The 26,140-nt window shown below is 60.3% G+C and carries 26 protein-coding genes; all 26 read right to left on the bottom strand.

What is annotated here, in order from left to right:
• Nucleotides 1-5: 5 nt before the first annotated feature.
• Entirely contained in the window at nucleotides 6-1,628 is a 1,623-nt protein-coding gene (locus tag BCM02_RS15780; RefSeq protein WP_187434239.1) for a response regulator, read from the bottom strand.
• The gene (locus tag BCM02_RS15775; protein ID WP_148930053.1) at nucleotides 1,625-3,385 is read right to left on the bottom strand and encodes a cache domain-containing sensor histidine kinase; all 1,761 of its coding nucleotides are present in this window, start codon (nucleotides 3,383-3,385) and stop codon (nucleotides 1,625-1,627) included. Before BCM02_RS15775 ends, BCM02_RS15780 begins: the two co-directional genes overlap by 4 nt.
• Before the next feature lie 60 nt (nucleotides 3,386-3,445).
• Nucleotides 3,446-4,276: a carbohydrate ABC transporter permease gene (locus tag BCM02_RS15770; protein ID WP_187434238.1), complete on the bottom strand. Its 831-nt coding sequence runs from the start codon at nucleotides 4,274-4,276 to the stop codon at nucleotides 3,446-3,448.
• Nucleotides 4,277-4,294: 18 nt separating this feature from the next.
• Complete coding sequence (locus tag BCM02_RS15765; protein WP_148930052.1) at nucleotides 4,295-5,191, bottom strand: carbohydrate ABC transporter permease; 897 nt, start codon at nucleotides 5,189-5,191, stop codon at nucleotides 4,295-4,297.
• A 34-nt stretch (nucleotides 5,192-5,225) separates the two neighbouring features.
• The gene (locus BCM02_RS15760) at nucleotides 5,226-6,632 is read right to left on the bottom strand and encodes an ABC transporter substrate-binding protein (protein WP_148930051.1); all 1,407 of its coding nucleotides are present in this window, start codon (nucleotides 6,630-6,632) and stop codon (nucleotides 5,226-5,228) included.
• Nucleotides 6,633-6,780: 148 nt separating this feature from the next.
• Nucleotides 6,781-8,106 carry a BNR-4 repeat-containing protein gene (locus BCM02_RS15755; RefSeq protein ID WP_148930050.1) on the bottom strand — a complete coding sequence of 442 codons (1,326 nt, stop codon included), beginning with the start codon at nucleotides 8,104-8,106 and terminating at the stop codon, nucleotides 6,781-6,783.
• 342 nt (nucleotides 8,107-8,448) lie between these two features.
• Nucleotides 8,449-8,829: an iron chaperone gene (locus tag BCM02_RS15750; protein ID WP_148930049.1), complete on the bottom strand. Its 381-nt coding sequence runs from the start codon at nucleotides 8,827-8,829 to the stop codon at nucleotides 8,449-8,451.
• Nucleotides 8,830-8,866: 37 nt separating this feature from the next.
• Nucleotides 8,867-8,989: a hypothetical protein gene (locus BCM02_RS36345; RefSeq protein ID WP_281288193.1), complete on the bottom strand. Its 123-nt coding sequence runs from the start codon at nucleotides 8,987-8,989 to the stop codon at nucleotides 8,867-8,869.
• A 26-nt stretch (nucleotides 8,990-9,015) separates the two neighbouring features.
• Complete coding sequence (locus BCM02_RS15745; RefSeq protein ID WP_148930048.1) at nucleotides 9,016-9,294, bottom strand: hypothetical protein; 279 nt, start codon at nucleotides 9,292-9,294, stop codon at nucleotides 9,016-9,018.
• A gap of 255 nt (nucleotides 9,295-9,549) precedes the next feature.
• Nucleotides 9,550-9,969, bottom strand: coding sequence for a hypothetical protein (locus BCM02_RS15740; RefSeq protein ID WP_148930047.1), 420 nt, complete (start codon nucleotides 9,967-9,969; stop codon nucleotides 9,550-9,552).
• A 102-nt stretch (nucleotides 9,970-10,071) separates the two neighbouring features.
• Complete coding sequence (locus BCM02_RS15735; RefSeq protein ID WP_148930046.1) at nucleotides 10,072-10,410, bottom strand: DUF3450 domain-containing protein; 339 nt, start codon at nucleotides 10,408-10,410, stop codon at nucleotides 10,072-10,074.
• Nucleotides 10,411-10,431: 21 nt separating this feature from the next.
• Nucleotides 10,432-10,749, bottom strand: a complete 318-nt coding sequence (locus BCM02_RS15730) for a hypothetical protein (protein WP_148930045.1) — start codon at nucleotides 10,747-10,749, stop codon at nucleotides 10,432-10,434.
• A 15-nt stretch (nucleotides 10,750-10,764) separates the two neighbouring features.
• A complete protein-coding gene (locus BCM02_RS15725; RefSeq protein WP_148930044.1) occupies nucleotides 10,765-11,562 on the bottom strand; it encodes a lipid II flippase Amj family protein in 798 nt (265 codons plus the stop codon).
• Nucleotides 11,563-11,657: 95 nt separating this feature from the next.
• Nucleotides 11,658-12,560, bottom strand: a complete 903-nt coding sequence (locus tag BCM02_RS15720) for a class I SAM-dependent methyltransferase (protein WP_148930043.1) — start codon at nucleotides 12,558-12,560, stop codon at nucleotides 11,658-11,660.
• Nucleotides 12,561-12,600: 40 nt separating this feature from the next.
• On the bottom strand, nucleotides 12,601-13,101 hold the full coding sequence (locus tag BCM02_RS15715) for a hypothetical protein (protein WP_148930042.1): 501 nt from the start codon (nucleotides 13,099-13,101) through the stop codon (nucleotides 12,601-12,603).
• A 174-nt stretch (nucleotides 13,102-13,275) separates the two neighbouring features.
• Nucleotides 13,276-13,731, bottom strand: a complete 456-nt coding sequence (locus BCM02_RS15710; RefSeq protein WP_148930041.1) for a NanQ anomerase/TabA/YiaL family protein — start codon at nucleotides 13,729-13,731, stop codon at nucleotides 13,276-13,278.
• Between the two features lie 52 nt (nucleotides 13,732-13,783).
• The gene (locus tag BCM02_RS15705; protein ID WP_148930040.1) at nucleotides 13,784-14,662 is read right to left on the bottom strand and encodes an ROK family protein; all 879 of its coding nucleotides are present in this window, start codon (nucleotides 14,660-14,662) and stop codon (nucleotides 13,784-13,786) included.
• 19 nt (nucleotides 14,663-14,681) lie between these two features.
• Nucleotides 14,682-15,383, bottom strand: coding sequence for an N-acetylmannosamine-6-phosphate 2-epimerase (locus BCM02_RS15700; RefSeq protein WP_148930039.1), 702 nt, complete (start codon nucleotides 15,381-15,383; stop codon nucleotides 14,682-14,684).
• Between the two features lie 29 nt (nucleotides 15,384-15,412).
• Nucleotides 15,413-16,252 (bottom strand): carbohydrate ABC transporter permease, encoded by an 840-nt coding sequence (locus BCM02_RS15695; protein ID WP_148930038.1) that lies wholly within the window; start codon nucleotides 16,250-16,252, stop codon nucleotides 15,413-15,415.
• Nucleotides 16,253-16,264: 12 nt separating this feature from the next.
• Nucleotides 16,265-17,140, bottom strand: a complete 876-nt coding sequence (locus BCM02_RS15690; protein ID WP_148930037.1) for a carbohydrate ABC transporter permease — start codon at nucleotides 17,138-17,140, stop codon at nucleotides 16,265-16,267.
• Between the two features lie 115 nt (nucleotides 17,141-17,255).
• A complete protein-coding gene (locus BCM02_RS15685) occupies nucleotides 17,256-18,662 on the bottom strand; it encodes an ABC transporter substrate-binding protein (protein ID WP_148930036.1) in 1,407 nt (468 codons plus the stop codon).
• 52 nt (nucleotides 18,663-18,714) lie between these two features.
• Nucleotides 18,715-19,629: a dihydrodipicolinate synthase family protein gene (locus tag BCM02_RS15680; RefSeq protein WP_148930035.1), complete on the bottom strand. Its 915-nt coding sequence runs from the start codon at nucleotides 19,627-19,629 to the stop codon at nucleotides 18,715-18,717.
• Between the two features lie 120 nt (nucleotides 19,630-19,749).
• Entirely contained in the window at nucleotides 19,750-21,948 is a 2,199-nt protein-coding gene (locus BCM02_RS15675) for a sialidase family protein (protein ID WP_148930034.1), read from the bottom strand.
• A gap of 538 nt (nucleotides 21,949-22,486) precedes the next feature.
• The gene (locus tag BCM02_RS15670; protein ID WP_148930033.1) at nucleotides 22,487-23,374 is read right to left on the bottom strand and encodes a carbohydrate ABC transporter permease; all 888 of its coding nucleotides are present in this window, start codon (nucleotides 23,372-23,374) and stop codon (nucleotides 22,487-22,489) included.
• Nucleotides 23,375-23,510: 136 nt separating this feature from the next.
• Nucleotides 23,511-24,407 (bottom strand): carbohydrate ABC transporter permease, encoded by an 897-nt coding sequence (locus BCM02_RS15665; RefSeq protein WP_148930032.1) that lies wholly within the window; start codon nucleotides 24,405-24,407, stop codon nucleotides 23,511-23,513.
• A gap of 94 nt (nucleotides 24,408-24,501) precedes the next feature.
• Entirely contained in the window at nucleotides 24,502-25,938 is a 1,437-nt protein-coding gene (locus BCM02_RS15660) for an extracellular solute-binding protein (RefSeq protein ID WP_148930031.1), read from the bottom strand.
• Nucleotides 25,939-26,140: the final 202 nt, after the last annotated feature.

Below are 26,140 nucleotides of genomic sequence, written 5' to 3'. Positions count from 1 at the left end.
CCGCGTTATTCCGGTTTCCCGGCCATCATGGACGCCCGGAATTCCGTCGGCGTCGCGCCGGTCAGCTTCTTGAACACCTCGCTGAAATACCGCCGGTCCCCGTAGCCCGTCGCATGCGTCACCTCTTGCACCTGGTAGCCGTCCAGCAGCATCTTCTTGGCCAGCTCCACCCGCTCCTGCGTCACGAACTGCATGTACGGCATACCCGTCGTTTTCTTGAACAGGTTGGCGAAATAACTCGGGCTGAGATGGACCTGCTTCGCGCCGTTCTGCACGGTCAGCTCCTCGCTCAGATGCTCGCGTATATAGCGGACCGATTGCTCGATGATCGTGGAAGCCTCGCCGGCTCGCATCCGCTCGATCAGCCGGCAGCATTCGCCGCTCAGCCTGGTGAGCCGCTCCTGCTCCTTGCGGATCGTTCTCGCGCCGGACATCGGCCGCTCCCGGACCTGCCGGACCAGCTCCGCCGCGTCGCCCTGCGGCACGATCTCCTGCAGCACCCGCGCCATCATAAAGGCAAGCTCGTCGTAGACGCTGATCATATAATCCGGTTCCGGCCGCTCGCTTGCCGCCGCATGCTCCGCGAACAGCCGATTCAACAGCAGCGACGCCTTCTCCGCGTTGCCGCAGCGTATGCTGTATAGCAGCTCCGTCTCCCCCTCGAGCGTGCCATGGGCGCGCCCCCGGTCTGCCGCTCCCGCATCCTCGTAGCCGAGCGCCCCATTGCCGCCCGTATAGAAATGGTACGACAGCGCGTCCAGCGCCTGCCGGTACGCGTCCGCCAGCTCTTCCACGCCCGCGGCGATCAGGCCGACGCCGATCGACACGGTGAAGCGCGAATGGGTGGCGATATTCCGGCAGCATTGCTCCGCGATCTCCATGGGAGAGATGCCTTCCGCCTCGTTGAAGACGGCGACGAACCTGTCCATCGTCTCGCGGAAGACGATGCCCGCCGCGTAGCCCGCGATCGTCTCCTCCACGATGTTCTGGAGCGTGAACCGCAGCAGCTCCGCCTCCTGCGCGGGCATCGCGAGACGGCGCTCCTCGAACGCGTCGATCTCGATCGCCATGACGATCAGGTTCGCCGGCGCGAGCGGGATATCCAGGAATCGCCACCGCTCCGCGACGGCCGCCTCGCTCCCCCGATGGTGCATTAGCGTCTGCATGAACTCCCGCCGAAGCGTCGGCAGGCTCGCCTGCACCCGCTGCTCCAGCTCCCGTCGCTTGTCCAGCTCGCCGCGCTCCGCTTCCAGCGCCGCTCTCGCCTTCAGGACGGCCTCCACGATCTCGCCGAGCGAGAACGGCTTGGCTATGAAATCGAACGCGCCTAACTTGAGCGCCTGCTGGGCGTATTCAAAATCGGTGAAGCCGGTGATGAATATGATTTTGCACCTCGGGAACCGGGCCTTCACCCGTTCCGTCAGCGCCATGCCGTCCAGCTTGGGCATGCGAATGTCGGTAATGACGATGTCCGGTACCGTCCGCTCGATCAGCCGCCATCCTTCTTCGCCGTCCGTCGCGGTGCCGGCCAGCGCAATACCGTGCTCCTCCCACCGGACGCTGCGGGATATGCCGTCAATTACGGCCGCGATATCGTCGATAACGCACAAGCTCCAAGGCAACGTCATCCTGCTTCCCTCCAGTCCCGGCGTGCCGGTATGATCATCGTGATGACGGTTCGAACGCCCGGTTCGCTCCGCACCCGCAGCTCGGCCTCGTCGCCGTATTCGAGACCGAGCCGCTTCCGGACATTGTGAAGCGCGTAGCCGCTCGGCTCCTGCCCTTCTTCCGGCGGCGCGGCGTCGAACCCTTCGCCGTTGTCCTCGACCTCGAGCGCGAGGCCGCCGTCCCCGTGAACGTCGATGCCGATTCGAATGAAGCCGCCGTCCTTCCGGTTCCGGAACCCGTGGAGAATCGAATTTTCCACGAGCGGCTGCAGCAGGATTTTCAGAATCGGCCGCTGCCGCTCCACCGCTTCGTCCACCTCGATCCGATAGTCGAACAACGACGCGTAGCATTGCCGTTGAATATCCAAATACTGCGTGACGTGCGCGATCTCGTTGGCCAGCGTCGTCTGCTCCCGGCCCTTGTTCAGGCCGAGCTGGAACAGCCGGGAGAGCGACAGCACCATATGCTGGACGTGCTCGTGCTCCTGAAGTTGGCTTTTCCAATAAATCGTGTTGAGCGTGTTGTATAGAAAATGCGGATCGATCTGCGCCTGCATCGCCTTCAGCTCCGACCGGCGCTTCTCCGTCTCCGCCTCCTTCACTTCCCGGAACAGGCGGTTGATCTCGTCCAGCATCCGGTTGAACCGGGAGCCGACCTGCGAAATCTCGTCCTGGTAAGGACTGTCGAAGCGAACGGTCAAGTCGCTCTGCTCCACTCGCCGGATGACCGCCTGCAGGCGCGTCAGCGGACGGAGGAGCAAGCGGGTCAAGAAACGCGCGATGAGGCCCGATACGAGCAGGCAGGCGAGCATGAAGCCGAGGATGACCCACTTGAGATTCCCCAGCCGCTCGAGGAGGCCGGACTTGGGCAGGACGCTGAAGAGTACCCAGTCCTTGGCCGAATCGAGCCTCCGGTAATTGACCGAATAGGTCTCGCCGCCGGATGAATAGTCGAAATTGCCCGCGTCCCGCAGCAGCGCCTCCCGAACCGCCTCATCCCGCGAGAAGCCCGGGAACTGGGCGCCATCCTCCGCGAATACCGGATCGCCGCCGGCCGTCAGCAGCATGAACCGCCCCTGATTCCAGCCGATATAGCGGTTGATGTATTTGCGCAGTTCGCTCACCTTCACGTTCGCCACCACATACCTATTTTTGGACACTTGGTTCATGGCCCCTTCGGTCACGAAGGAGATCATTTCGTCCGGATCGTTGTAGAACGGGTCTTGATGCCCGCCGACCCATAGCTCGACGTGCTCGGCGTTAAGCGTTTTCACCTGCTCGTAGAGCGGCGTTGCGTAGAACGATTGCCGGGGAATCGCGATTTGCGAATTCTCGTAATACTGCCCGTCCGGCGTCTCGACGAGGATGGAATCGATCAGCGGCTCCACCAGCCGAAGCTGGACGAACACGGATTGGAGCGCGGACAAATGGGTGTAGTAGTTCTGAAAATCCGACGACGCCTCAAGCCCCACCGCCCGCCGGTAATCCATGTTCATCATCATCGAGAACACGGACGTCTTAATGTTCCGAAGCTTCTCGTCCAACGCTTGAGACGTCTTGTTGAGCGTATCTTGGCTGAGCCGCAGCGCATTCTGCTCGGATACGCCGGAGGCGATATGGTACGCCAGCACCCCGGTCGCCAGAATGACGACCGAGACGATCAGGATAAAAGCCAGCCAGATGCGCTGCCGCAGAGACATTTTGTAGAATACGCCCATTTCGATCCCCGCCTCGCCGTAGGTTTTGCTCCTGATGGTAGCACGGGCCTTTCGATTCGATCAACCTTTTAATGCGCCGACGTTCATTTGAACGAAAGACTTGTTGGCCAGCACGTAGATGAGCAGCATCGGAATCATCGAGATGCATGCCCCGGCCAGCATGAGATGGCTTTGGACCGCGCCGCCGAAGCCGTAGCGGATGTTCGCCAGCCCAACCGTGAGCGGCTGCAGATCCGGCTGCGACATCGTAAAGACGAGCGGGAGAATATAGTTGTTCCAGGCGCCCCGGAAGGCGAACAAAGCGACGACGCCGAGCGCCGGCGTGCAGAGCGGCAGGATAATGCGCGAGAAAATATAGAACGATCCGGCGCCGTCGATCATCGCCGCCTCGTCGAGATCTCTCGAGATGCCGCGGATAAAGGCATACAAGATAAAGAAGGTCGTGCCGCCCGCGCCGGTCATCATGATGATCAAGCCGAAGACCGATTTGTGCAGGCCAAGCTCCACCATCAGCTGATACGCCGGCTTCAGCGTCAGCACGCCCATATGGATGAACATCATGGCCGAATAGACGGCGAGCATCAGCTTGCGGCCGGGGAACGTCTTGCGCGCGGCCGCATAAGCGGCCAAGGCGCAGACGGCGAGCGTCGTCAGCGTCGCGCCGACGCTGTAGATCACGCTATTCCACACGTATACGGAGAATTTCGCTTCCTTCCACGTATACCCGTAATTGTCGAATTGCCAGGCTTGCGGGAGGATCGCGGTACCGGCAGTCAGCTCCTGGTTCGTCTTCAAGGAGCCGAGTACGGCCAGCCCGATCGGCAGCAGCAGCAGCGCCGCCGCCGTCAGGAGAAACGCCCACATCAGCAGGCGTCCGGTCATTCGCTTCATGCGGCTTGCTCCTCTCGGTCAGGAATGAACGTCGTTCAGCTTGCGGGATAGGTACAGATAAATGCCGGTGATCGCGCCGACGATGAGCGCCAGCAGCATCGCCACGGCCGAGCCGTAGCCGATATCCTGCGCCATCGATTCGCCGGTCGAGACCGGGAACAGCAGCTTGTACAAGTACAGGTGCATGACCTCCGTCGCGCCCGAAGGACCGCCGCCCGTCAGCACCATAATCGCTTCGTAGCTCTCCAGCGCGCTCATGATCGCCAGCATCATGATGATGTTGAGCACGGGCCCGAGCATCGGAATCGTGATCGACCAGAAGCGGCGCGCGCCGGTCGCCCCGTCTAATTCGGCGCTCTCGTACACGTCCTTCGGAATCCCCTGCAGGCCGGCCAAGAACAGCAGCATATAGTTGCCGATGCCGCCCCAAGCGGCGATCAGGATGCAGGTAAGCATCGCGTATTCGGTGCCCAGCCACTCCAGCGTCGGCAGGCCGGCCAGCTTCAGCAGCTGGTTGAGCAATCCGTTGTACGTGTTGAATATGATGTAGAATACGACGGCCATCACCGCGGTGCTGAAGATCGTCGGCATGAAATAAATGCCGCGCAGCAGATTACGGCCTTTCAATTTGCCGTTCAAGATGACGGCGAGAAGGAGGGCAACCGGCAGCGTCAGCAGCATTTTGCCCCCCGCGAATACGAACGTGTTCCAGATCGCGTCCCACAAGTATTCGTCACGGAACAGGCGTCTGAAATTGTAAAGCCCGACGAACGTCGCTTCGCCGTACCCCTTGTAGTCGTAGAACATGTAGCGCAAAGCCCAGAGGATCGGATAAATGCCGAGCGCGACCGTCAAGATCACGCTCGGGGAGATGTACAGATAGGCTTCCGCATGATGCTTCCATTTTCGATTCATGGCAGCCTCCATTCGCTTGATGAGCCGGCTCGGCTTATTTGCGCAGCGCCGCCGGATCGAAGCTCGGGTCCGGCGTCACGGTGACGGCGCCGCCGGCGACCGCTTTGTCCAGCGCCGCGTTGTAACTCGCGTTCAATTCGCCGATCGTTTCGTCCAGGTTACCGCCGCCCAGAATGTAGCGCGTGAACTGCTCTTGCCACGTTTTGCCCTCCGGCACGATGCCCTGCGGCTCGACTGGCCAAGCGGCGTCGTATTCGGTCGGCAGGAAGTTCTGAATGCCCGGCGTGCTCGGCTCCTTGGCGCCTTCGAGAATGTGAGGCAGCACGGAGATGCCGAGGCCGCTCTCGTGGTAGCCGCGCATAATCTCGTCCTGGTACATGTAGCTCATGAAGGTCCATGCCGCTTCCTTGTGCTTGGACTCGCTGCTCATGGACAGCCAGGCGCTCGCGGCCGGATCGATCGCGCCCTTCGCCTCGCCGCCGTCGATCGTCGGCACGAGGGTCGCGTCCCAGCGGATTTTCGGCGGGAATTGCGTGTTGTAGACGCCCGCTTCGGTCGAGTACGAGATGTACATGCCGATCTTGCCCTCCGCGAACTGCGCCCGCATCGGGTCCATGTCGAGCGACTCGGAGCCCGGCAGTACGCTGCCGTCCGCGCTCATCTGGCGGAACGCTTCGATAATCGGCTTCCAGCCGGAGAAATCGTACTTCGCGGTCTTGAAATCGAAGCCGGAACGGTGGAAGCCGTTCATCTCGGCGATCTTGGCCGCGGACCGGTCGAGCGCGCTGGACGGGCTCTTGTACGGAAGCGACCAGCCGTAGATGCCGTCCGGCTTGCCGATCTCGGTGATTTTCTTGGCGGCGGCAACCATCTCGTCGAGCGATTTGGGCGGCTGTAGACCCGCCTTCTCGAACATGTCCACGTTGTAGACGAGCCGTATCGTATTGCCGACGTTCGGCAGCGAGATGACGTTGTCCTCGAACTTGTTGCTGCCTTCTCTCAGAAAGCTGCCGAATTTCGATTTCAGCTCGTCGGTCAAGTACCCGTTGAGCGGCTCGAAATAACCTTTGGCGTAAAATTCGGCCGGGCGCTGCGTGGCGAACACGTCGGGCGCCTGATCGCTCGTGAAGGCGAGGTCGAGCGACTGCGGATAGTTCTCCGCCATCATCGTCATTTCCACTTCGATGTTGGCTTCGTTCGTCTCGTTGAACTGCTGGATCTTCTGCTTGATATATTCGGCGTCGTGGCGCTGGTAGGTCCAATAGACGAGCTTCGTCTTTTCCTTCTCGCCTTGGTTCTGCGCCGCGTTCGCATTGGCCGGCTTCTCGGACGTATTGGCATTGCCGTCGCCTCCATTGCCGGCATTGCCGCAGCCCGCCGCGGTCAAGACAAGCGATAACCCTGCCAGCACGGCAAGCGATTGTCGGAATCCTCTCTTCATCGTGCAACCATCCCCTCGATCTAATCTGTGCGGTACATCCTTAGCATAGCTCGATTCGCGCCAAATGGGAGCGTAGGAAAACAACTTGCCCGGTAGGGTAATCCGACTGTCGTCGGTCCCTGCCGGGCAAGCGTAGTCGATGCTATCGTTACTGTTTAATCGCGAACACGTTCCATTTGCCCGTATAATCCGTCTGCCGCTCGGCGACGTTGATCGTCGCGCCGACGACGCGGATCCCCTGCCGCTGCTCGATATAATTCGCATAGACGATCGAGTCCGCGTTGCCCGGTCCGAACGGCACGGCGAGCGTATACAGCGACGTCCAGCTCGCGCCGAGGTCGGTCGTCTTCTTGCTAACGAGCGAATCGCCGTCCGCGCTCGCGTACAACACCTCGAATTCGTTCGTGCCCGCGCCGGCCTTCACGACATCCGTGAAGCCGCCCGCCGCGGCATCCGCCGTCCGTACGGTCCAAGCGCCGGAGGCGAAGGCGGCCAGACGGATCGCGGACGTCCCGTCCGCATTCTGCTGCCCGTAAGCGACGACGACCTTGCCGTCTTTGGTCACCGAAGGCGCCGAATTCGAGATCGGATGCCGGGCACCGTAATTGGCGCTCGCGGTGTCCGGCTCCGCGCTCACGACGAGGCATGCGGCGAGGTCCGGCTCGTTCACGACGCTGCCCATGCTTTGTCCGCCGGCGTTATGCATCTGTCCGGTCGCCGTATCCAGATAAGCGAGATACAGATGGCGCGACGCCTGGTTATGACCGCCCGCTCCGCCGGCCATCGACCAGGTCACGTAGATTTTGCCGTCCTTCTCGGCCACGCCGTACGCGTACACCTCGCTGAATTTGTCCGCGGTCTTGCCGCTGTCGATGGCCGTGACCGGCGCGGACCAAGTCGCGCCGTTGTCGGTCGACTTGGTGTACCGGTAGGTGCGATACGGATGCGTCAGGTCGTCGTTGCGCGAGTAGAACAGGTAGACCGATTGCCCGGATACGATCGGCATCGGATACGTATTTTTGTCGGTACTGATCTGCGTCCGCGTCCACGTTCCGCTCAGGGAATGGGCCGTCGGCGCCTTGATGAGATAAGCCGACACGGCGTGATCGAGCGCGAAGATGCCCAGTTTCCCGTCCGGCAGCAGCACCATCGTCGGATAATCGTGATAAGCGAACTGGGAGGAATCGTTCCAGTCGTACACCTTCACCGCGGCTTCCCAGCTTTGCGACGCATGATTGTAAGCTTTGACATACACATCCATCTCCGGGCCGCTGTACGCGATGAACGTCTTGTTCGCCACGCCGTCGTACAGCCCGATGCCGAACGTCCGGCGCGAATGGTACGACGCGTTGCTCTCGATCGCGGCGATCGACTCGCCGGCGGCGGACGCTTTGGGAGCATACGGTCCTGCATAACCGACAAGCATGAACGCGACAAGCAGCAGCCGAAATCCGTGAACAGACAACCTTCTCATCAAGATCCCTCCAGTTCCGATTTGGTGAACGGGATACGTTCACGCCCCCACCTTATCCTGCCCGGCGCGAGTTCGAACAGGGGGTAAAACGACTGCGCGAGGGATGCATTCCGACTATTGCGCCGAATCTCATTCCCATTGCTTCATTCCTCCGCATTTCGGACTTGGAATCGTCGAAATCGACGCCGCGCCGCACGTCCGACTGCCGGCGCATGGCTGCTCGGCACGAGTACGAACCCGAAGCGTGACGACCGCCAAAGCCGCAAATAAAAAAACCGCCGTTGCGGGCGGTTCTTGCGGTCATGCGTTATGTAGGATTGGAACGGGCTGCGGGATCGAGCATCACGACTTCTTCTTCGTCGCTTGCTCGATGTTCTCGGCTACCCGGAATCGAACGATAGCCCGCACGAGATCAAGCGGCAGCGGTTGATCCGGCGGGAACTGAACCGTTCCTTCATCGCCCTTGTATGCCGACAGCTCCTCTCGGAATGCCGCGATCCCGCTCGGCGTCGGATTGAACCCGATATGGTTGGCGAAGGCCGCGAAATGAACCAGATCGCCGTGCAGCTCGAACGTCGGCATCTGGTCGCTCATCTTCTCCGTCGCATCCGGCGCGGCTTCCTTGATCACGTTCCGAAGCGCCTGCAGCCGCTCCCGGATATCGGGCGCAACCCCGGCGATATACGCGTCGATCGTGCCGGGCGCATGCTTGATTTCTTCCATTCGCTCACTCCTTGTCCCGTACCTAGGCCTTGCCCGATCAATGAAGATCTCGATCGGTCCCCTTGGTCTCCAATAACCGCTGGAGCGAAATATGAATCGCCCTGAGATACGCAATAATGAAAATAAATCCGATCACGATGACGATGCCGAGAAATTCCATCCCTTTCCCCTCCCGCTTTCGGTGCTTCATGGACCCCAAAACAGCGTGCCGAAAAACATATACAGCCCAAACGTGAAAAAAGCGAGGATATTCAAGCAAATGAGGAGGAGATCCTTGGCGGCGTCCGATCTCTTGTTCGCGATACTTGCGGCTACGATTCCAACCGGAGGCAGGATGAACGTCGCCAAGATGCCGAACCCGTCGTAAGGCTGCCGATAGGAAACCAAAAGTCCGTCAACGGTGAAAGCGGCAATCGCCGCCAGCGCCATGCCACTCGCGATGATCCGCAGCGTGATCAAGCTCATAATACGGACTCCTTCCCGCAACGATCGAATACACGCCCCCCAACCCGAACTTATCATGCGTGCCAATAACTGCATAATGCGTCTTACCGCTATGCATACTAGAGCTGGCAAATGTTGCAGAAAAGTTCGTTTTTCATCCCAAGGAGGCTTCATGATGGTAACCCGCATCTACATTTTATTTACCGCGCTGATGGCTTCGCTGCTCTAGCTAACGATTCACCCCATGACGGAACGACTGCCCCGATCGCGGTCGTTCTACTTCAGCATGCCCCTCAGCCGTTCTATAGCCTGATCGACTCGCTCGTCCTTGTGAATCCCTTCAGCGCCATAGAAAATAAACACGTTCCCCGCTTCATAGCGGTTGTGATCTTCAACGCCGGCCGCCGCCGTATTGTCTTCAAACTCCAAGACGGCCTTGCTTACTTCCTTGGCTGATTTCAACATATACACGGTGACCAGCTGATCGCCGTTCACGGAGAAACCTTCAGGCGTCACGCCGCGGAGCGTCATGCGAAAGATACTGTTCGGCGCTAGTTCCGGGGATGGGATCAGCGGTATGCCTTGACGATCAAAACTCTCTTCGACCTGCTTCAACGTCAGCAAGCTCGGCTGCTCGCTGCACCCGGTTAGCAAGAAGCCAAGTCCAAGCAGCAGCATGAAGATCATCGTTCTCATGCGCTCCCTCCTTCACGTTCCAGACGGCCGAAGCGACCGGGTTGTTGCGGATATTTCCAAAAAGGCACATGCGGGCTTGCCCTTGCCAAGTGCCTTCATTCGTTACATCGATTGGGTCGTCCCGCATGCCGCGCACAAATTGGCCGTTGGCGTCCGGAGCGGCTTGCCGCAGCAGTTGCAGCGCACGCCGTACATCGAAATGCGGTGGTGCATGATCGCATTATGATGCACGTTCGAATAGCCGGTCAGCTGCTCATAGGCTTCCACAACCGGGCGAAACCGTTCGTTCATCGACGTCATTTGCGCCGGCAGCCCATGCTTCAGGCGAAATTCCTCCGTAGCCCTCATGCATTCGCCATATAACGCGTTCATACGCGCGTATTCCTCCTCGTCCAACATCGGCATGTCCTGTTCGCACCGCCAGCACCACATGAATTTCATTGTTCGCACCTGCTTTATTCGTCAATTGTAGATCTGGATGGACGTAAAATCATAATATCGGTGAAACACGCCGACTGCTCGAATGTCATACACCTTATTGCCTTCCTTGTAGATATCCCTGACCTGCGTAAAGAGCAGCCGGTTATGGAAACTTCGGGACACCTCTTCGATCGGCTGTCCGCCTTTCCAGCACGATGTCGTTCCTCCGTCGATCGTGCAGTGAATCTCGTGCTTCTTTAACAACCACACGTAATACTCCATATCGCCGGGTCGCGTAAGCATGAGGAATGCGGCCAGCAGGACGAACCAACCGGCGACCCATTTCATTACTCGCTTCATGCAAAACTCCTTCCCTTACAAATAGGGTACCACCCATTGCACCCAATAGGCCGCCGGCAGGAACAGCGCCTGCGCAAGCAGCGTGCCGCCCAGCCGCGACAGCATAAGAGCGCCGTATAACTGGTTGACCGAAGCGAGCGCCGCCTCCTTGCGCAGCGCCCGATCCGTCAGCAGCGCCACATGCGGATCGATCAACACCGTCAGCAAAATGGTCGCCAGCCCGTTGATTAAGCCCGACGATTGCGAAATGCCGATACTATAGGGGCCCGGCAGCGAAGACGCATACAGCGCCGCGAGCACGCCTACCGTATAGACCGCCGTGACGAAGCCGTTCAGCGCCATCAGACGCGGCGGGTAGGCACCCTTGCGGAAGCGCCGCACCATCGCCAGCCGCGGTCTGCGGATATGATGCACGCTATGCCGGATCGCATCGGCGCGCATGAGGTTCCGCGCCATCCCGGGCACGGAACCGGCTTTCTCCAGATGGTCGATCATTCGGGCCGATAGCTGCACGAACGTCGGAAACAGCGCGATCGCGATCAGCGTGCCAACCGACGCGCCCCCGATAATGAACCGGAAGCTCCCGGCCAAATCGAACTCAGCGTGGCGTTTCGCGAAATCCACGATCTTCCCCGTCATCGTCCCTTGGGCAATATTAGAAGTACGCGCCACCAGCACGATCATCCCCGTCAGCGACAGCGCGATCGCCAGCTTGCCGGTACGAATGCCGGCCATGCGGACCGCATACGACAGCGTCTCCGCCGCATGGATCGTTAGCGTCAGCAGCGCGATGCCGATCAGCCTCTCCGTCATGACTCATCCTCCCTTATTCCCCATCAACATTCAACTTCAGCATATCGAACGTTGTCGGGGGCAAAAAGAGAAACTTCCGCCGTCCGTCTTTCCTATTATTCGCCGGCTAATGCTTCATTCGAGCGTCGAACGACCCCGGACGTGATTTTCATATTCGGGGCATAGACAAGCGCGCTCTCGCGGCTGAATGCTTGAGAGAGGAGCAGTTCCGCCCTATACCCCCGCATCGCTTCCTCCTCGGTAATACCGCGGCCCGTTAGATTGGCTAGGTAAGCATCGGCTTCGCCGGGATCCGCTCCGATCCCTTCCTCCTTCAAGGCGTTGAACAGCGCATCCGCCCGTCCCGCATCCTCGGCGGGATTGAGGAAATTGACCTTGTCGCTGACCCGGCAGTCGATGTCGCGAACGCCAAGCTCGCTGAGATAGACCGGAAGCTTCAATCCGATGTTGCCGTCGCGCCCGCCCCGCGCCGCGTCCCGCTCGAACAGCTTCTGCAGCACGCCAAGCTGGACGACTTCCGACAACGGATGGCCATCCACGTGATAGTTCGCCATGTTCGCGATCCAATGCGGCTCGAAGCACGCGATCCGTCCGCCGTCTTCCAAGCAATCGACCATCTTGCGCAGCATCGCTAGAGGGTCTTCCATATGCAGCAGGAACGCATGGCAGACGGCCAGATCGTACGCGCGATCGACGTCCATCGTCGTCAGATCGCCCTCGATGAACGCGGCGGCGAACGGCGCGTCCCGGAACAACTCGCGCGCTTGCCCGATCAGCCGTGGTCCCGCGTCGATCCCGATATAGCTAGATCCCGCCGGCAGGAGCGGCATCAGTTTGGCGGCCAGAAAGCCGTATCCGCAGCCGAAATCGACGACGCGCACCGGCCGGTTTATTTTCCACACGGATTGAATCAGGAACGCGAGATAGTCGTCGTTATAGTACAGCCCCCTCGTATTGCGCAAGTACTCGATCTGGCCGTCCCAGAAATATTCGCTCATGCGGTTGCCTCCTTCGATTGATGCTCCAATTCGCGTGCCATCACTGCGCCTGCTGCGCGAGATCGATCAGTTCTTCGAGCGTCAGCTTCCGGTCGCCGAGCGGCGTTTGGTAGCCGTCGATACCGTAGATGATGCGGGCCGTAAATCCCTTCTCCGTCTGCCACCAGATGCCTTGACTCGACTCGTCCTCTTCGTAATAAGCCGCTCTGCCGTTCTTCAGCTGATGACGCTCCCTGTTTGGACCGTCTGCAGGAGTCGGCGGATTATCCACCAATTTGCTGACGATATAGCTGAGCTGCTGCCCCGTCTCTTTGTTCCCGTAACGGAAAATGAACTGATGTAGCGAGTCCGGATTGTCGATCGCGACTTCGGAGCTCGCCTCGTCCACCTCGAACGGAAAGCGGTACGGTTCTTGAAACGTATACCGCATGGATCGGTCGACGACTTCGCTAATTTCGTTATCCCGATTACGCATCACGCTCATGATGACGATAAACGCGACTATGACTAAAATTAATACATTCCGATTGCGCCTGCTCATCCCACGCCTCCTTCTTGTTCCGCATCCACCATTAATAATGTAAAACATTGGAAGGCAATATGACCAGCACCACGCGGATCTTTTTTCGCATCTATTCCCCAACACGCCAAAAAGCGCCCCTCGTCGAAAGGGACGCTCGATGCGCGAATCGCTCTACGCTTTGCCTTGGATAGGTCACACGTGAATTTTCATCACCATCTTCTTGATGATCTCGCCTTCCCCAAGTCCGGGGCGATGAAGATCATGCGGGAAGAACACCGCGAACATCCCCGGTACCAGACGAAGCAGCGTCTCGTCTGCGGCAGGTTCCGCCAGCAAATAGTCCGCATCCGCTTCGTATGGCTTCGCCGGAACTAGACCCTCGGGCAGCGGCGACCAGCCGATGAGTTCCTTTCCTTCCAGCACGACGTGCACGTCAATATAACGTTCATGCTTCTCGGCCAATTGATCGGCGGTCGATTTCCCCTCCAGCTGCATGACGGTCGCGTACAGCCGGTCGCCGTCGATGTCGATCCGCCCCGGCGAAGGCGACTCGGCCGCAAGCTGCGCCAACGCATCCAGCGCCGTTTCAAACTTGTCGTGCCCGCCGCCCGCATAGGCGCGCCAATCGGACAACGTTCCGATCATCATGTCGTTCTCCTCCCTTCATGCATGCTCTGCCGACGCTTCCTTACCGTCTTCGCTACGCCATCCACAACGACGCCGCCCCCAGCATCCCCGCCTTGTTGCCGAGCTCCGCCCTTAGGATGCGCACGCCCTGAAAGCTGTCCATGATCAGTTCACGGGTTCGCTTCTCCACCATCCGCACGAGCGGCTCCTGCTCCATGACGCCGCCCCCGACGATGATCGCCGGCGGGTTGAAAATATGAATGAGCGAGGCCAATCCCGCCGCCGTCTCGGATACCCAAGCTTGCAAAATCGCGCCCATCCGCTCGTCTCCTTGATTCACCCGGTCGAAGAACGTCCTTCCGTCCGCGCACAGCGGATCGATGCCGGCCGCGATGCGCACGAGCGCCGACGTCGAGGCGTATGATTCATAGAACGCGGCCTTCCCGGCGTCCCCGCTCTCGCCGAGCGCATGCGTGAACATGTGGCCGAACTCGGCCGCGACGCCATCGGCGCCCCGGTACAGCTTCCCGTCCAGCACGATCGCGCCGCCGATGCCCGTACCGAAGGTAAGGCAGAGGAAATCACGGTACCCGCGCGCCGCGCCGAAGCAAGCCTCGCCGAGTGCGGCGGCGTTCACGTCGTTCTCGACCCGGACGGGCTTGCCGAACCGCGCTTCCAACGCGTCTTTGATCCGCGTGCCCGCGTAGTTCGGAATGTTGCCGTTGGCGTACACGATCGTGCCCGCCGCCGCGTCCACCTGTCCCGCGGTGCTGATCGCGATCGCGTCATATTCCCCATATTCGGCTAAATTCGCGATGAGCCGCTCCATCAGATGCGGCCCGCCCTGCAGCGCCTCGGTCGGATACTCCCGATAACGCTCCACCTGTCCGGACCGGTCGCACACCCCCATCTTCGTCGACGTTCCCCCAATGTCCGCCGCCAGCACCTTCACGGCTCTCCCCCCTAATCGTTCAATCAAAAGCGCGGGTCGCGCGGACGAACCGCCGCGTAAGCTCGAGCGGCCGCGTAATCGCCGAGCCGACGACCGCCGAATGAACGCCGGCGTCGAACAGCGCCTTCAGCTCCTCCGGCGTGGAGATGCCGCCCTCGGCGATGACCGGCACGCGCACCGTCTTCACCAGCCGCTCCGCCATATCCAGATCCGGCAGCGCGCGTCCGCGAGTCCCCGCCGTATAGCCGCTCAGCGTCGTCGCCACGCAGTCGAATCCGAGCTCGGCCGCCCGAACCGCCTCCTCGAACGTCGCGCAATCCGCCATGAACAGCTTATCGCCGAACGCCCGGCGCAGCGCCGGGAACGCCTGCTCGATCGTCGTGCCGTCCGGTCTGATCCGGTCGGTCGCGTCGATGGCGATCATGTCCACGCCTTCCCGGAAGAGCGCCTCGACCTCCTTCGCCGTCGGCGTAATGAACACGTCCGAACCGTCGTACACCTGCTTGATGATGCCGATGATCGGAAGAACCACCTCTTGCTTGATCTCCCGTATATCCTCCACGCTGTTCGCCCGAATGCCCGCCGCGCCGCCGAGCGCGGCCGCCCGCGCCATCCGTCCCATGATGAACGGACTGTGCAGCGGCTCCTCCGGCAGCGCCTGGCAGGAGACGATCAGCTTGCCGTTGATCGCGTCGAACAGTTGTGCTCCTTTATGCCCCATTGTCCCCTTCTCCTCCCTCGCGTTGCATGTCATTCTTTAACCGCCCCGGCCGTCATGCCGTGCGTGAAATACCGCTGGAACAGCAGGAAGATGATCAGCATCGGGATGGCCGCGACGGTCGCGCCCGCCATTTTGTACGCATAGTTCGGATTCAGATCCTGCATGAGCGTCGCGGTGCCGACCATGAGCGTCTTCATGTTCTTCTCCTGCCCGACGACCATCTGCCACAGGTAATCGTTCCACACTTGCACGAAATTCAGGATGAACAGCGCCCCGATGCCGGGCTTCACGATCGGGAGCATGATTTGCGCGAAGGTGCGCCACTCGCCCGCCCCGTCGATGCGCGAAGCTTCCCGCAACGCGTCCGGCGTCGCGTCGAAAAACCCTTTTAACAGGAATACGCCGAACGCCGTCGCTACATTCGGCCAGATCATCCCGCTCAGCTCGTTCACCATCCCGAAATCTTGAATGATCCGGAACAGCGGCACGATCATGATCTCTTTCGGAATCATGAGGCTCGAGATGAAGACGACGAAAATGATATTGCGCCCTTTGAACGCCAGCTTCGAGAATGCATAGGCAGCCATCGCCCCTACGATAATGACGAGCACCGTGCTGACGCCCGAGACGAACAGGCTGTTGAACGTCCAGCGCAGCGCCGGCTGACTCCGAAATACATCGATGTAGTTATCGAACGTGATGGTCGCGGGGAACCAGTCCGGCGGCATCTTCACGACGTCGGCGCTGTTCTTCAGCGAACTCGTGAACAGCCAGTACAGCGGGAACAGGTTCAGGACGGCGAAGAAAGCGACGAGAACGTTCGAGACGAGATCGTACGGCTCCCTTTTCTTGCTGGTCTTATGCGGCATGCGGCCTCCTCCTTACGTCTGTCTAAGCATGCTTCTGAGCTGAGGTACGGACAGGAGCAGCGTGATCAGGAACATGATGACGCCGACAGCCGAAGCGGTGCCGAGCTGGTTGAATTTGAACGCGTTGTTGTACAGGTAGTACATGAGCGTGACGGAGCCGTTATTCGGACCGCCGCCGGTCAGGAGCTGGATGACGACGAAAATTTTCAGCACGGCGATGATGTTGATGATCGAGATGTACACCGTCGACGGCTGTACGGACGGGATCAGAATATGGCGGATCGTCTGCCACCGGCTCGCCCCGTCTACCTCGGCCGCCTCGAACAGATCCTTCGGCACGCCGATCATCGCCGCGATGTATAGGATGATCGTCTGCCCGACGTTGGTCGCGAACGTGACGAAGATAATGACCGGCATGACCGTCTTGCCGCCGCCGAGCACATTCACCTGCCCCGCTCCGGCCTCCCTTGCCAAGTACGAGATGAGCCCGCTGGCCGGATTGAGCAGGAAGCTCCACACCATGCTCATGACGACCATCGACACCATGACCGGAATATAGTAGCTGCCCCGGATGAACGAGACGTATTTGGCGTTCTTGTCGAAGACGGCTGAAGCCGCGAACAGCGCGAACCCCACCGTCAAAAGGACGATGCAGACGACGAAGACGACGGTGTTGAGCAGCGCCTTGAAGAAGACCGGATCGCTGAACAACGAGGCATAATTGTCCAGCCCGACGAATCTTTCGTTCTGGTAGTTGATCTGATACAGGCTAAGCCGAATGCCCTCCACAATCGGATAGACGAGGAACAGCAGGAAGATCGCCATTTGCGGCAGGATGAACAGATAACCGGTCAAATTCGCTTGAAGCGCTTGTTTGCGTAGTCGCATGGTTGTCTTCCTTTCCCGGGGAGATGGCTGCCGGCGGCTAGCAAGCGCGCCCGCGTCCGGATGCTCCCCGCGTAGGATTGGCGTGCCTGATGTGCGTGATGAGAGGACGGAATGTTTACTTCCCGCCGAAAATAACCGAGTTCGCCTTGTTCGTCTCGATGACTTTGTTGCCGGCGGCTTGGTAATCCTTAACGGCCTGCTCCGGCGTCTTCGCTCCGGTGTACAGCGCCTGAAGCTCCGGATAGAGCACCTCGCGCAGTTGGCTATAGCCCGGCACGTTGCCGGTGAAATTGAACAAATATTTCGCGTTGGCGTCATAAGCCGCGAACAGCGGGTTCTCGCCCTTGAACGCCTCGGCGACCGAGCTGCGAACCGGAATGCCGTTCTTCGACGATTTCACGAGCTCCGGATCGGTAGAGAAGAACTTGACGAAATCCTTCGCGACCTCGATCCGCTTCTCGTCCTTCGTCTGGAACACGCTCGCGCCGACGACATAGGTGAACGTGAGCGGGTCTCCGCTCTCCGACGGGATGTTCGCCAGCCGCGCATCGAACTTCGGCGCCTTGCCGCTCGCCATATCCGCCTTCGCGTTCGCGTACAGCACCGGGTTGGTGAAGCTGATCGCCAGCTGCTGGTTCTGGAACATGCCGTTCGCGTCGTTCGACGAGACGGATTCCGGTCCCGGGTTCGTGTATCCCGCGTCCTTGATCGACTTCAGCCAAGCCGCCGCCTTCGCGCCGTTCGCGTCGTCCAACGCGATGTTGCCTTCAGCGTCGAAGAACGTGCTGCCGAACATGCGCAGGTAGGCGAGATTCCACGTGTCGCCCTGATTGTTCACCGCATAGAGCGCCATCGGGTAGGCGCCGGCATAAGGCGTCCCCGGCAGCTTCTCCTTCAGCGTCATCAGAATACGCTCGTAGTCCGCCAGCGTCCACGTCTTGATCTCGTTCTCGCCGCCAATGTCGTTCTCGAGTCCCGCCGCGCGGAACATGTCCGCGTTGTAGACGAGCGTGCCGGGATTGTTCTGGAACGGATAGAAGTAGATATCGTCGCCGAAGGTGACCGAGCTCCAGTAGTTGTCCGCGATGTCCTGCTTCGCGGCGTCGTCGACGATGTCCGTCAGCGGCACGAGCGCGCCGCGGTGGACGTAGTCGCCCATGGCGAAGACGCTCTCGAAGAAGACGTCCGGCGGCGTGCCGCCGCTTAAGTTGACGTTCAGCAGCTGGTCCCGCTGGTCGCCCGCGATGACCTCGACGTTCAATTTCGCGTCGTACTTGTCGTACTGCGCCGCGAACTTCTCCGCCGCGCGCTTGAAGAAGCTGTCGTAATCGGCGCCTTCCTCCGAGGCATCGAGCACGCCTTTCCACTGCGGCGTCAGCCATACTTTGATCTCGACCTGCTCCTTGCCGCCCGATGCGTCGCCGCCGCTCTCTGCCGACGTGTTCGGGTTATTTCCATTCGAGCAGCCTGCCAGCAATACCGTGAGCGCGGCCGCGGCCGCGAGAATGCGTTTGCGCTTCATGGTTGTTCTCCCCCTGGTTCGTTGTGTTGGCTAAAGTCGATGCCGGTTACGCTTAGGCTTCGTCGTAACGTAGAACCAGCGCGTCGATCGCGGCGGCGATGCCGTCGATCCGCGCCGCGTCCGCCGAGGATACGCCCTCGAGCGGCGCGCGCACGCCGCCGATATTCACGCCCCGGCGGAGGAGCAGTTCCTTGATCGCCGCGTACATCGAGCCGTCGAGCGAGCAGAGCGCGACGATGATATCGTTGATGGCGCTTTGCAGCTTGCCTGCCTCTTCGAAACGCCCTTCGCGTACGAGCCGATCGGCCTGCAGATATAGATCCGGCATCGCCGCGTACGTGCCGCCGATACCGGCCGCCGCGCCCATGATCCGGCCCGCGACGAATTGCTCGTCGGGTCCGTTGAAGACGACGACCCGGTCGCCTCCCGCCGACTTGAACCGTTCGATGTCGAGCGCCGGCATCGAGGAATTCTTGACGCCGATCACCTTCGGATTGGCGAGCAGCTGCCGGAAGACGGCCGGCGTCAGCGTGTAACCCGTCGTCTGCGGAATGTTGTAGATGATGAACGGCAGCTCGGTCGCCGCCATGATCGCCGTCCAATAGCCGATGACGGCCGAATCCGGCAGTTTGAAATAGATCGGCGGAATCGCCGACAGCGCGTCGTATCCGAGCTCCGCCGCACGCCGGGCCAGCTCGATGCTGTCTCGGGTCGAAGGCGCGCCGACATGGGCGATGAGCGTCATTTTCCCTTTTAAAGCGCGTGCTGCGTATGCGAGCGCCTGCTTGCGCTCCTCCAGGCTGTGGTAGATGCATTCGCCGGAGCTTCCGCCGACGTAGACGCCTTGCACGCCCTTCTCGTGCAAGTAATCGGCCAGGGCGGCCGTACGCGATTCCGATATGTTCCCTTGCTCGTCGTAACAGGCGTAGAACGCCGGAATGATACCGTGAAATTGGGTCAAGTCCATAATGTAACCTCCGTTGGTAGGGGTTGGGTATAGGCGGCGAGCGCGTCCGTCGTTCCGCCGTGGGCGGCAAGCGGCGAACGGCCCGCCATTACCTATCGTTGGCTATGGCGCGCCTTCGCCTTACGGCGAGTCGATCCACGCTTTGTTCATGCGGGCCAGCGCGATTTTGCTCGCGGCCGGCTTTTCGTAGAAGACGAATATCGTTTTGTCCGGGGCGACCGCGATATCGGAATATCCGTTGTTCCCCGCGTAAATTTCTTTGGACCGGTACCAAGTCGCGCCGTCGTCGCCGCTCATTCGGATCGTCATGTTGGTGCGTGACGAGATATGGGCGGGATTCGTGAACAAAATCGTGCCCGCGTCGTAGCGCTGCAGGCTGGCGGCGACGACCGGATCGATAAGCGTCGTGTCCGAATACGGCGTCGACCACACGCCGGTCGGGCCGCTTGCGATCGAGACCGCCCGGTAGTCGCTGCCCGGATTGCGCATGTTCGTCATGAGCCGACCGTCCGACAGCTCGACCATCATGTTCTCGTGGATGCGCGTGAATCCGCTCGGGTTCGGGACGAGCGAACCAGCCTGCCAGGTCGCCCCGCCGTCCGTGCTGTAGATCGTCGCCACCGTGCTGTTCGTCCAGCCGCTCGTCGTCAGGTAGATCGGCACGACCAGCGTGCCATTGGTCATTTGGATGCCGTGTCCCGGCCCCATCCCCGCGCCCGAGAGCCCGGCGAAGTAATAGGGACTGGCGGCGTTTGTGTACGCGTTCAGCACCGAGGTAATGTCCCTGGCCGCGCCCCACGTCAACCCGTTATCCGTGCTCGTACGGATGAAATATTGGCAGTTGCCCCACGCCCAGCGTCCCCACAGCAGATGCACGGTGTTCCCCGTGGTCTCGGCGAGCAGCATCGGATTCATCTCGGCGTTGCCTTGCGATTTGCCGGGCGATAGGATGACCTGCTCGGAGAACGTGACGCCGCCGTCGGCGCTGCGCTTCAACACCAAGTCGGTCGGCGTCTGATCCCCGCCCGCTCTCGCTTCCGCTACCGCCAGGATGGTGCCGTTGGCCGTAGCGACGATGCTCGGAATCCGGTATTCCGCATAACCTCTGCCGTCGGACGTATCGAAGAGAATCGTCTCCTCGAACACGGCGCTCAGCATGCTGATCTGGCTCGCGTTCAGCGCCGCCGGATAGACGGCCACGTACGCCATGCTGCCGGTGTAATACCACTGACCGCCGCCGTTATCGACGTTGCGCCCGACCCACAGCCCGTTCAGTCCTTGGGCCGCGCCGTAGAACGCGGTCGATGACGAGGACGCGCGCTGCTGCCCGTCCACGTAAATCTTCGTGCCGGACGCGTCGACGTTCAGAATGGCGGTGTGCCAATTGTTGTCGTTCATTTTGCCGGCGGCGCTCAGCTGCGTCGCATAGTTGCCGTTCGTCCGGTTCTCGAAGTAAACGGCGCCGTTGTTCATCGTCAGCGACACGTTCGTCGAGGGCGCCGCCGTGTTCGACGCGCTCAGGAACGTCTGCGCCTGACCGGTGCTCGTCGACTTGAATTTGACGACGATCGCGCCTTGATTCAGGCTGGATACGTAGGGGAGGTCGGCCGAGCGGTCGATGTAATCCGTCGTGCCGTTGAAGGCGCGGTTCACCGTGGCGGACAACGCCGCTTGCGGCAGCAAGCCCGCGGCTTCCATCGCCTCCGCCTGGGACCAGGCGCGGTTGTACACGTCCACGTACGCCAACTCGCCGGCGTAATACCACTGGCCGCCGCCGTTGTCGGCATTCCGGCCGACCCACATGCCATTGAGACTCGTCACATTGGTGAAAAATGCCGTGGACGCCGTGCTCCCCTTCAGCAAGCCATCGACGTAAATGCGCGTGCCGCTGCCGTCCACGGATAGCACCGCCGTATGCCATAAGCCGTCGTTGAACGAGCCGCTCGCGCTGAGCTGCGTGGCGTATGCGCCGTTCTCGCGATTCTCGAAATACACCGTGCCGCCGTTCATCGTCAACGACAGATTGCTCGACGGATCGGCGACGTGCGAGGCGCTGAAGAACGTCTTCGCCGCCGCGGTGCTCGTCGTCTTGAAGCGGACGACGATGGAGCCTTGCGTCAACGAGGCGACCGTGGCGATATCCGACGTTCTGTCCACGTAGTCGCTCGTGCCGTTGAAAGCGCGATTCAGCGTATACTGGAGCACCCGGCCATCCGTCGGCGCGGCCTCCGACACGTAGGGCGTGAGCGATAACCCCGCGACGAACACGGTAAAACAAACGATCCAGCGAGCCGCCTGCATGAGTCTGCCAAGCTTCATCTCAACATCTCTCCATTCTCATCGTTTGATTGCTCGGGCGTGCGCGAATACTCACCTCCTTTCGCCGCGGGATACGTGACGACGGAAAGCGCTTGGGCGGTGGGCGTACTGCTTTCTGCGGTCATTAGTGCGCTAGAAGTACGTGCTAGAAGTTACTATCGCGGGCCAATGTGCGGCTACCGTGGCCGTTTGTGCGCTGGAAGTCACTATTGCGGGCCGACGAGCGGTTTCCGCAACCGTTAGCGCGCTGGAAGTCACTATTGCGGAACGATGCGCGGCTTCCGCGGCCGTTAACGTGCTAGAAGTTACTATTGCGAGCTAGTTGACCACGCGATATCCAATAGTCGGCTTCAGTCCACTATCGCGCTCCAACTTACCGCCAGCACCCTCAATAGTCGTCCTCAGTCCACTATCGCGCTCCAACTTATCGCCAGCACCCTCCAATAGTCGGCCTCAGCCCACTATCGCGCTCCAACTTATCGCCAGCACCCTCAATAGTCGGCCTCAGTCCACTATCGCGCTCCACCTTTCGCCGCCGTTACCCTTTGACCGCGCCCATCGTGATGCCCTGCGTGAACGCCTTCTGGAACAACAGGAAAATGAGGATCATCGGCAGCGATGCGAGCGCCGCGCCTGCCATCAGCACGCCATACGGCGTCGTGTACTCGCCCTGCAAGGTCGCGAGGCCGAGCGGCAGCGTCATCATGGACGTCGACCGCGTGATGATGAGCTGGCTGAAATAGTCGTTCCACGCGTTGATGAACGTGAAAATCGCGAGCGCCCCCAGCGCCGGCTTCAACAGCGGCATGATGATGCGATAGAACAACCGCAGCTCCGAACACCCGTCGATCTTGGCCGCCTCGATGAGCTCGCCCGGTATCGTCTGCGCGAACTGCTTCATCAGAAACACGCCGAACGGCCAGCCGATCGCTGGCAAAATCAGCCCCTGATACGTGTCGATCCAGCCGAAATCGGCCAACATCGTGAACAACGGGACGAGAATAACCTGCTTCGGCAGCGCCATCGCCGAGACGAACAGGATGAAAATAAACTTCCGGCCCGGAAACTGCTTCTTCGCCAGCACGTAACCGGCCATTGAAGCGACAAGGCAGACGCCGATCATCTCGCTGGTCGCCACGAAGAAACTGTTGAAGCCCCACTTCCAGACCGGGTTGTTGAACAGCACCCGGAAATTATCGAGCGTCGGCTCCAGCGGGAACCACTCCGGCGGAATGGCGACCGCGACGTTCTGCACCTTGAAGGCGCCCGTGACGATCCAATAGAACGGGAAGATGAACAACAGCGCGCTGATGACGAGCAGGATGTTCGCCGCGATTTTGCCGACGCTGAGCTCCCGCCGCTTTCGCCGCTCGACCGCAATTCCCTCTCGCTTGCCGCCGTGCCGGACTTCCGTATATGCACTCATTTTGATGCCCCCCTGACTTGCTTCATGACGCAGTTTGCTGCATGCTGCTCTCGCTAACGCGAACGCAAACCAATTAGCTCACCGGCTGCTTGGTTTGCATTCCCAATCTTCCGATTGCGAACGCAAACCAAGCAGCTCAATATTCCACGTCGCTGCCCAAATACTTGAACTGAATAACCGAGATGATCCCGATCACGACCGCCAGGACGACGCCCATCGCCGACGCGAGGCCGAAGCTGCCGAGCATGAACGCCTGCTCGTAGACGCCGTACATGACCGTCGAGGTCGCGTACATCGGTCCGCCGGAGGTGAGCAACTGAATGATCGCGAACACCTGGAACGTGTTGATCGTCGTGATGACGATAATGTACAGATTGGTCGGCATGAGCATCGGCCAAATGATTTTGCGGAAAATCTGCCCCGCGCTCGCCCGGTCGATCTGCGCCGCTTCGATGTACGAGGTCGGGATATTGCCGAGCGACGCGACGTACAAGATGATCGGCTGCCCGACCGACGTCGTGATCAACACGAGAATGATGGCCAGCAGCGCCGTGCGCGTATCGCCCAGCCACCCGATCGGCTCCGCGCCGAACAAGCTCGTGATGTAGTTGAGAATGCCGTAATTCGGATGATAGATGGACGCCCACACGACGGTGATGCTGACGACCGAGGAGACGGCCGGCAAGTAGAACACGCCTCGGAAAAACGACCGCTGCATCTCCGATTTCTTATAGATCGTCATCGCCGCGAAGATCGAGAACAGCACGACGGCCGGCACCGCGACGAGCACGATCAGCATCGTGTTCCACATCGATTTGGCGAACACGTCGTCATGCAGCAGGACGTTGAAATTGTCTAGACCGACGAAATCGAAATCCCGCAGCGTATAGTCGAAAAAGCTAATGTAGATGCCCTTGAGCATCGGGAACGCGACGAACAACAGGAAGAACGCCAGCGCCGGCAGCAAGAACAAATAACTCGTCAGCCATTCGCGCCAAATGTACCGTTTTCGCCTCAGAACCGCTCCAGCCACGGATTTTCACCCCTTTTTGCGTATGACAAAGAGCAGCCCACCGCTTGGCGCGCTGCCCAGTGCCTTTCTTATGATGTTGCCTTCGAATCGCGCCCTACTTCGCCGCGGACGCCTTCGCCTTGGCGATCGCGTCGTTCGCCTTCGCGGCGAACCCGTCCAGCGCTTCCTTGCCGGAGGCTTGGCCGAGGATGGCGCGCTGCAATTCAGGGAACCAGAACGTGCGAATCTCCGCATAGCCGTCCGCGATCGTCGGCGGATCGGTAATGAACTGGCGGGCTAGCTCGGAGTACGCGTACTCCGGGTCGTCGTACAAGCCGGTGATCGAATTGCGGACGGACAAACCGCCGGTCTGGATCAGGCTCTTCTTGCCCCACTCCGGATCGTTCGCGATGAAGTCGATCAGCTTTTTGGACGCCGCGACTTTGGCCTCGTCGTCATTGTTGAAGATGGCCATGCCGCCGAGGTACGGCTCCAGCTTCGGCTTCGAGCCGTCGAGCGTCGGGAACGGGAGCAATACGTCCTCGAACTCCGCCTTCTTCAGCGGCGCGTTCTGCGCGCGGAGCACCGCGGAATAGTTGATGCTGAAGGCGAGCTTGCCCTGCAGGAACAGATCGTTCACGTCGCCCGCGGCGAGCGAGGCCGCGCCGTTCACGACGATCTTCTCCTTCGACGCCTGCGCCAGCCAATCCAGCGCCGCGGCGGCGTTATCCGAGTTGATCGCGACCGCGCTGTTGTCTTCGTTCAGGAACCGGGAGACGCCGAGGTTCGCCAGATAGGCGCGCGTGCCTTGGTCGCCGGCTTGGCTCTTGGCGTAGAAGCCGGATGGAATGACGTCCGGCGCCTTGTCCTTTACGGCTTGGAGCGCCTTCTTGTATTCGTCGAACGTCCACGTGCGGTCCGGCCGATCGAGCGGCAGCAGATCCAGCGCGCCGATCTTCTCGAACACGGTCTTGTTCACCGCCATCATGAACGGCGCGGTGTTGATCGGATACATGTACGTCTTGCCGCCGACCATCGACTGCTTCCAGAACGCGTCCGCGATGTCGCCGCGCACCTCGCCGGTCACCATGTCGTCCAGCGGCGCGAGCAAATCTTTCTTCGCCCAGTCGATGATCCTCCCCGGCGCGTCATAGATGACGTCCGGCGCGGAGTTCGTCGCGATGGCGACGTTCAGCTTCTGCGGTCCGCCGTCGAAGGTGATCATCTCGAGGTTGACCTTGACGTCGGGGTATTTCGCGTTGAACGCCTCGATCAGCTGCTTCTCGTACTTGCCCACTTCGCCGTCCACCGGCTGGTAGGTCGGGAAATTCCACCACGTAATCTCCACCGGCTTCGCCTGCTCGGGCTCCGGCTCTTTGTTCGCCTCGCCAGCCGCGTTAGCCGAGTTAGCCGCCTTGTTGCTACCCGCGGCATTGCCTGGCTCCCCGGCGTTGTCTTTCGTTCCGCCATTGTTCGAACTGCAAGCCGCCATGACCATCGTCATGAGCGAGATGGCGATGAAAGACGCGATTCTTCTCTTTCTTGCTGCCATTGCTGATCCCCCCAGCGTTTCATATGTCGAAATGATTGGCCATCTCATCTCTTGTACCTAAGCATAGAGCATCGCCGGCTTTCGATGAATCCCCGTCCTTTTACTTTTAGGGTTCATTTTTGACCTGTTGTCTTCGCCGCGCGGAAAATAGCGATTCCTCTACCAATATGGCGCCTCGCCTCCGGTATAATAGTCGTAGCAG

This window comes from Paenibacillus methanolicus, from assembly GCF_008124765.1.
Lineage (GTDB): Bacteria > Bacillota > Bacilli > Paenibacillales > Paenibacillaceae > Paenibacillus_Z > Paenibacillus_Z methanolicus.
Note: the sequence above shows the minus strand (reverse complement) of the source record. Positions and strands in the feature narration are given on the sequence as shown.

Coding starts and splice junctions, on each gene's coding strand:
- BCM02_RS15780 (WP_187434239.1), bottom strand. CDS start 1,628: ATGACGTTGCCTTGGAGCTTGTGCGTTATCGACGATATCGCGGCCGTA.
- BCM02_RS15775 (WP_148930053.1), bottom strand. CDS start 3,385: ATGGGCGTATTCTACAAAATGTCTCTGCGGCAGCGCATCTGGCTGGCT.
- BCM02_RS15770 (WP_187434238.1), bottom strand. CDS start 4,276: ATGAAGCGAATGACCGGACGCCTGCTGATGTGGGCGTTTCTCCTGACG.
- BCM02_RS15765 (WP_148930052.1), bottom strand. CDS start 5,191: ATGAATCGAAAATGGAAGCATCATGCGGAAGCCTATCTGTACATCTCC.
- BCM02_RS15760 (WP_148930051.1), bottom strand. CDS start 6,632: ATGAAGAGAGGATTCCGACAATCGCTTGCCGTGCTGGCAGGGTTATCG.
- BCM02_RS15755 (WP_148930050.1), bottom strand. CDS start 8,106: ATGAGAAGGTTGTCTGTTCACGGATTTCGGCTGCTGCTTGTCGCGTTC.
- BCM02_RS15750 (WP_148930049.1), bottom strand. CDS start 8,829: ATGGAAGAAATCAAGCATGCGCCCGGCACGATCGACGCGTATATCGCC.
- BCM02_RS36345 (WP_281288193.1), bottom strand. CDS start 8,989: ATGGAATTTCTCGGCATCGTCATCGTGATCGGATTTATTTTCATTATT.
- BCM02_RS15745 (WP_148930048.1), bottom strand. CDS start 9,294: ATGAGCTTGATCACGCTGCGGATCATCGCGAGTGGCATGGCGCTGGCG.
- BCM02_RS15740 (WP_148930047.1), bottom strand. CDS start 9,969: ATGAGAACGATGATCTTCATGCTGCTGCTTGGACTTGGCTTCTTGCTA.
- BCM02_RS15735 (WP_148930046.1), bottom strand. CDS start 10,410: ATGAAATTCATGTGGTGCTGGCGGTGCGAACAGGACATGCCGATGTTG.
- BCM02_RS15730 (WP_148930045.1), bottom strand. CDS start 10,749: ATGAAGCGAGTAATGAAATGGGTCGCCGGTTGGTTCGTCCTGCTGGCC.
- BCM02_RS15725 (WP_148930044.1), bottom strand. CDS start 11,562: ATGACGGAGAGGCTGATCGGCATCGCGCTGCTGACGCTAACGATCCAT.
- BCM02_RS15720 (WP_148930043.1), bottom strand. CDS start 12,560: ATGAGCGAATATTTCTGGGACGGCCAGATCGAGTACTTGCGCAATACG.
- BCM02_RS15715 (WP_148930042.1), bottom strand. CDS start 13,101: ATGAGCAGGCGCAATCGGAATGTATTAATTTTAGTCATAGTCGCGTTT.
- BCM02_RS15710 (WP_148930041.1), bottom strand. CDS start 13,731: ATGATGATCGGAACGTTGTCCGATTGGCGCGCCTATGCGGGCGGCGGG.
- BCM02_RS15700 (WP_148930039.1), bottom strand. CDS start 15,383: ATGGGGCATAAAGGAGCACAACTGTTCGACGCGATCAACGGCAAGCTG.
- BCM02_RS15695 (WP_148930038.1), bottom strand. CDS start 16,252: ATGCCGCATAAGACCAGCAAGAAAAGGGAGCCGTACGATCTCGTCTCG.
- BCM02_RS15690 (WP_148930037.1), bottom strand. CDS start 17,140: ATGCGACTACGCAAACAAGCGCTTCAAGCGAATTTGACCGGTTATCTG.
- BCM02_RS15685 (WP_148930036.1), bottom strand. CDS start 18,662: ATGAAGCGCAAACGCATTCTCGCGGCCGCGGCCGCGCTCACGGTATTG.
- BCM02_RS15680 (WP_148930035.1), bottom strand. CDS start 19,629: ATGGACTTGACCCAATTTCACGGTATCATTCCGGCGTTCTACGCCTGT.
- BCM02_RS15675 (WP_148930034.1), bottom strand. CDS start 21,948: ATGAAGCTTGGCAGACTCATGCAGGCGGCTCGCTGGATCGTTTGTTTT.
- BCM02_RS15670 (WP_148930033.1), bottom strand. CDS start 23,374: ATGAGTGCATATACGGAAGTCCGGCACGGCGGCAAGCGAGAGGGAATT.
- BCM02_RS15660 (WP_148930031.1), bottom strand. CDS start 25,938: ATGGCAGCAAGAAAGAGAAGAATCGCGTCTTTCATCGCCATCTCGCTC.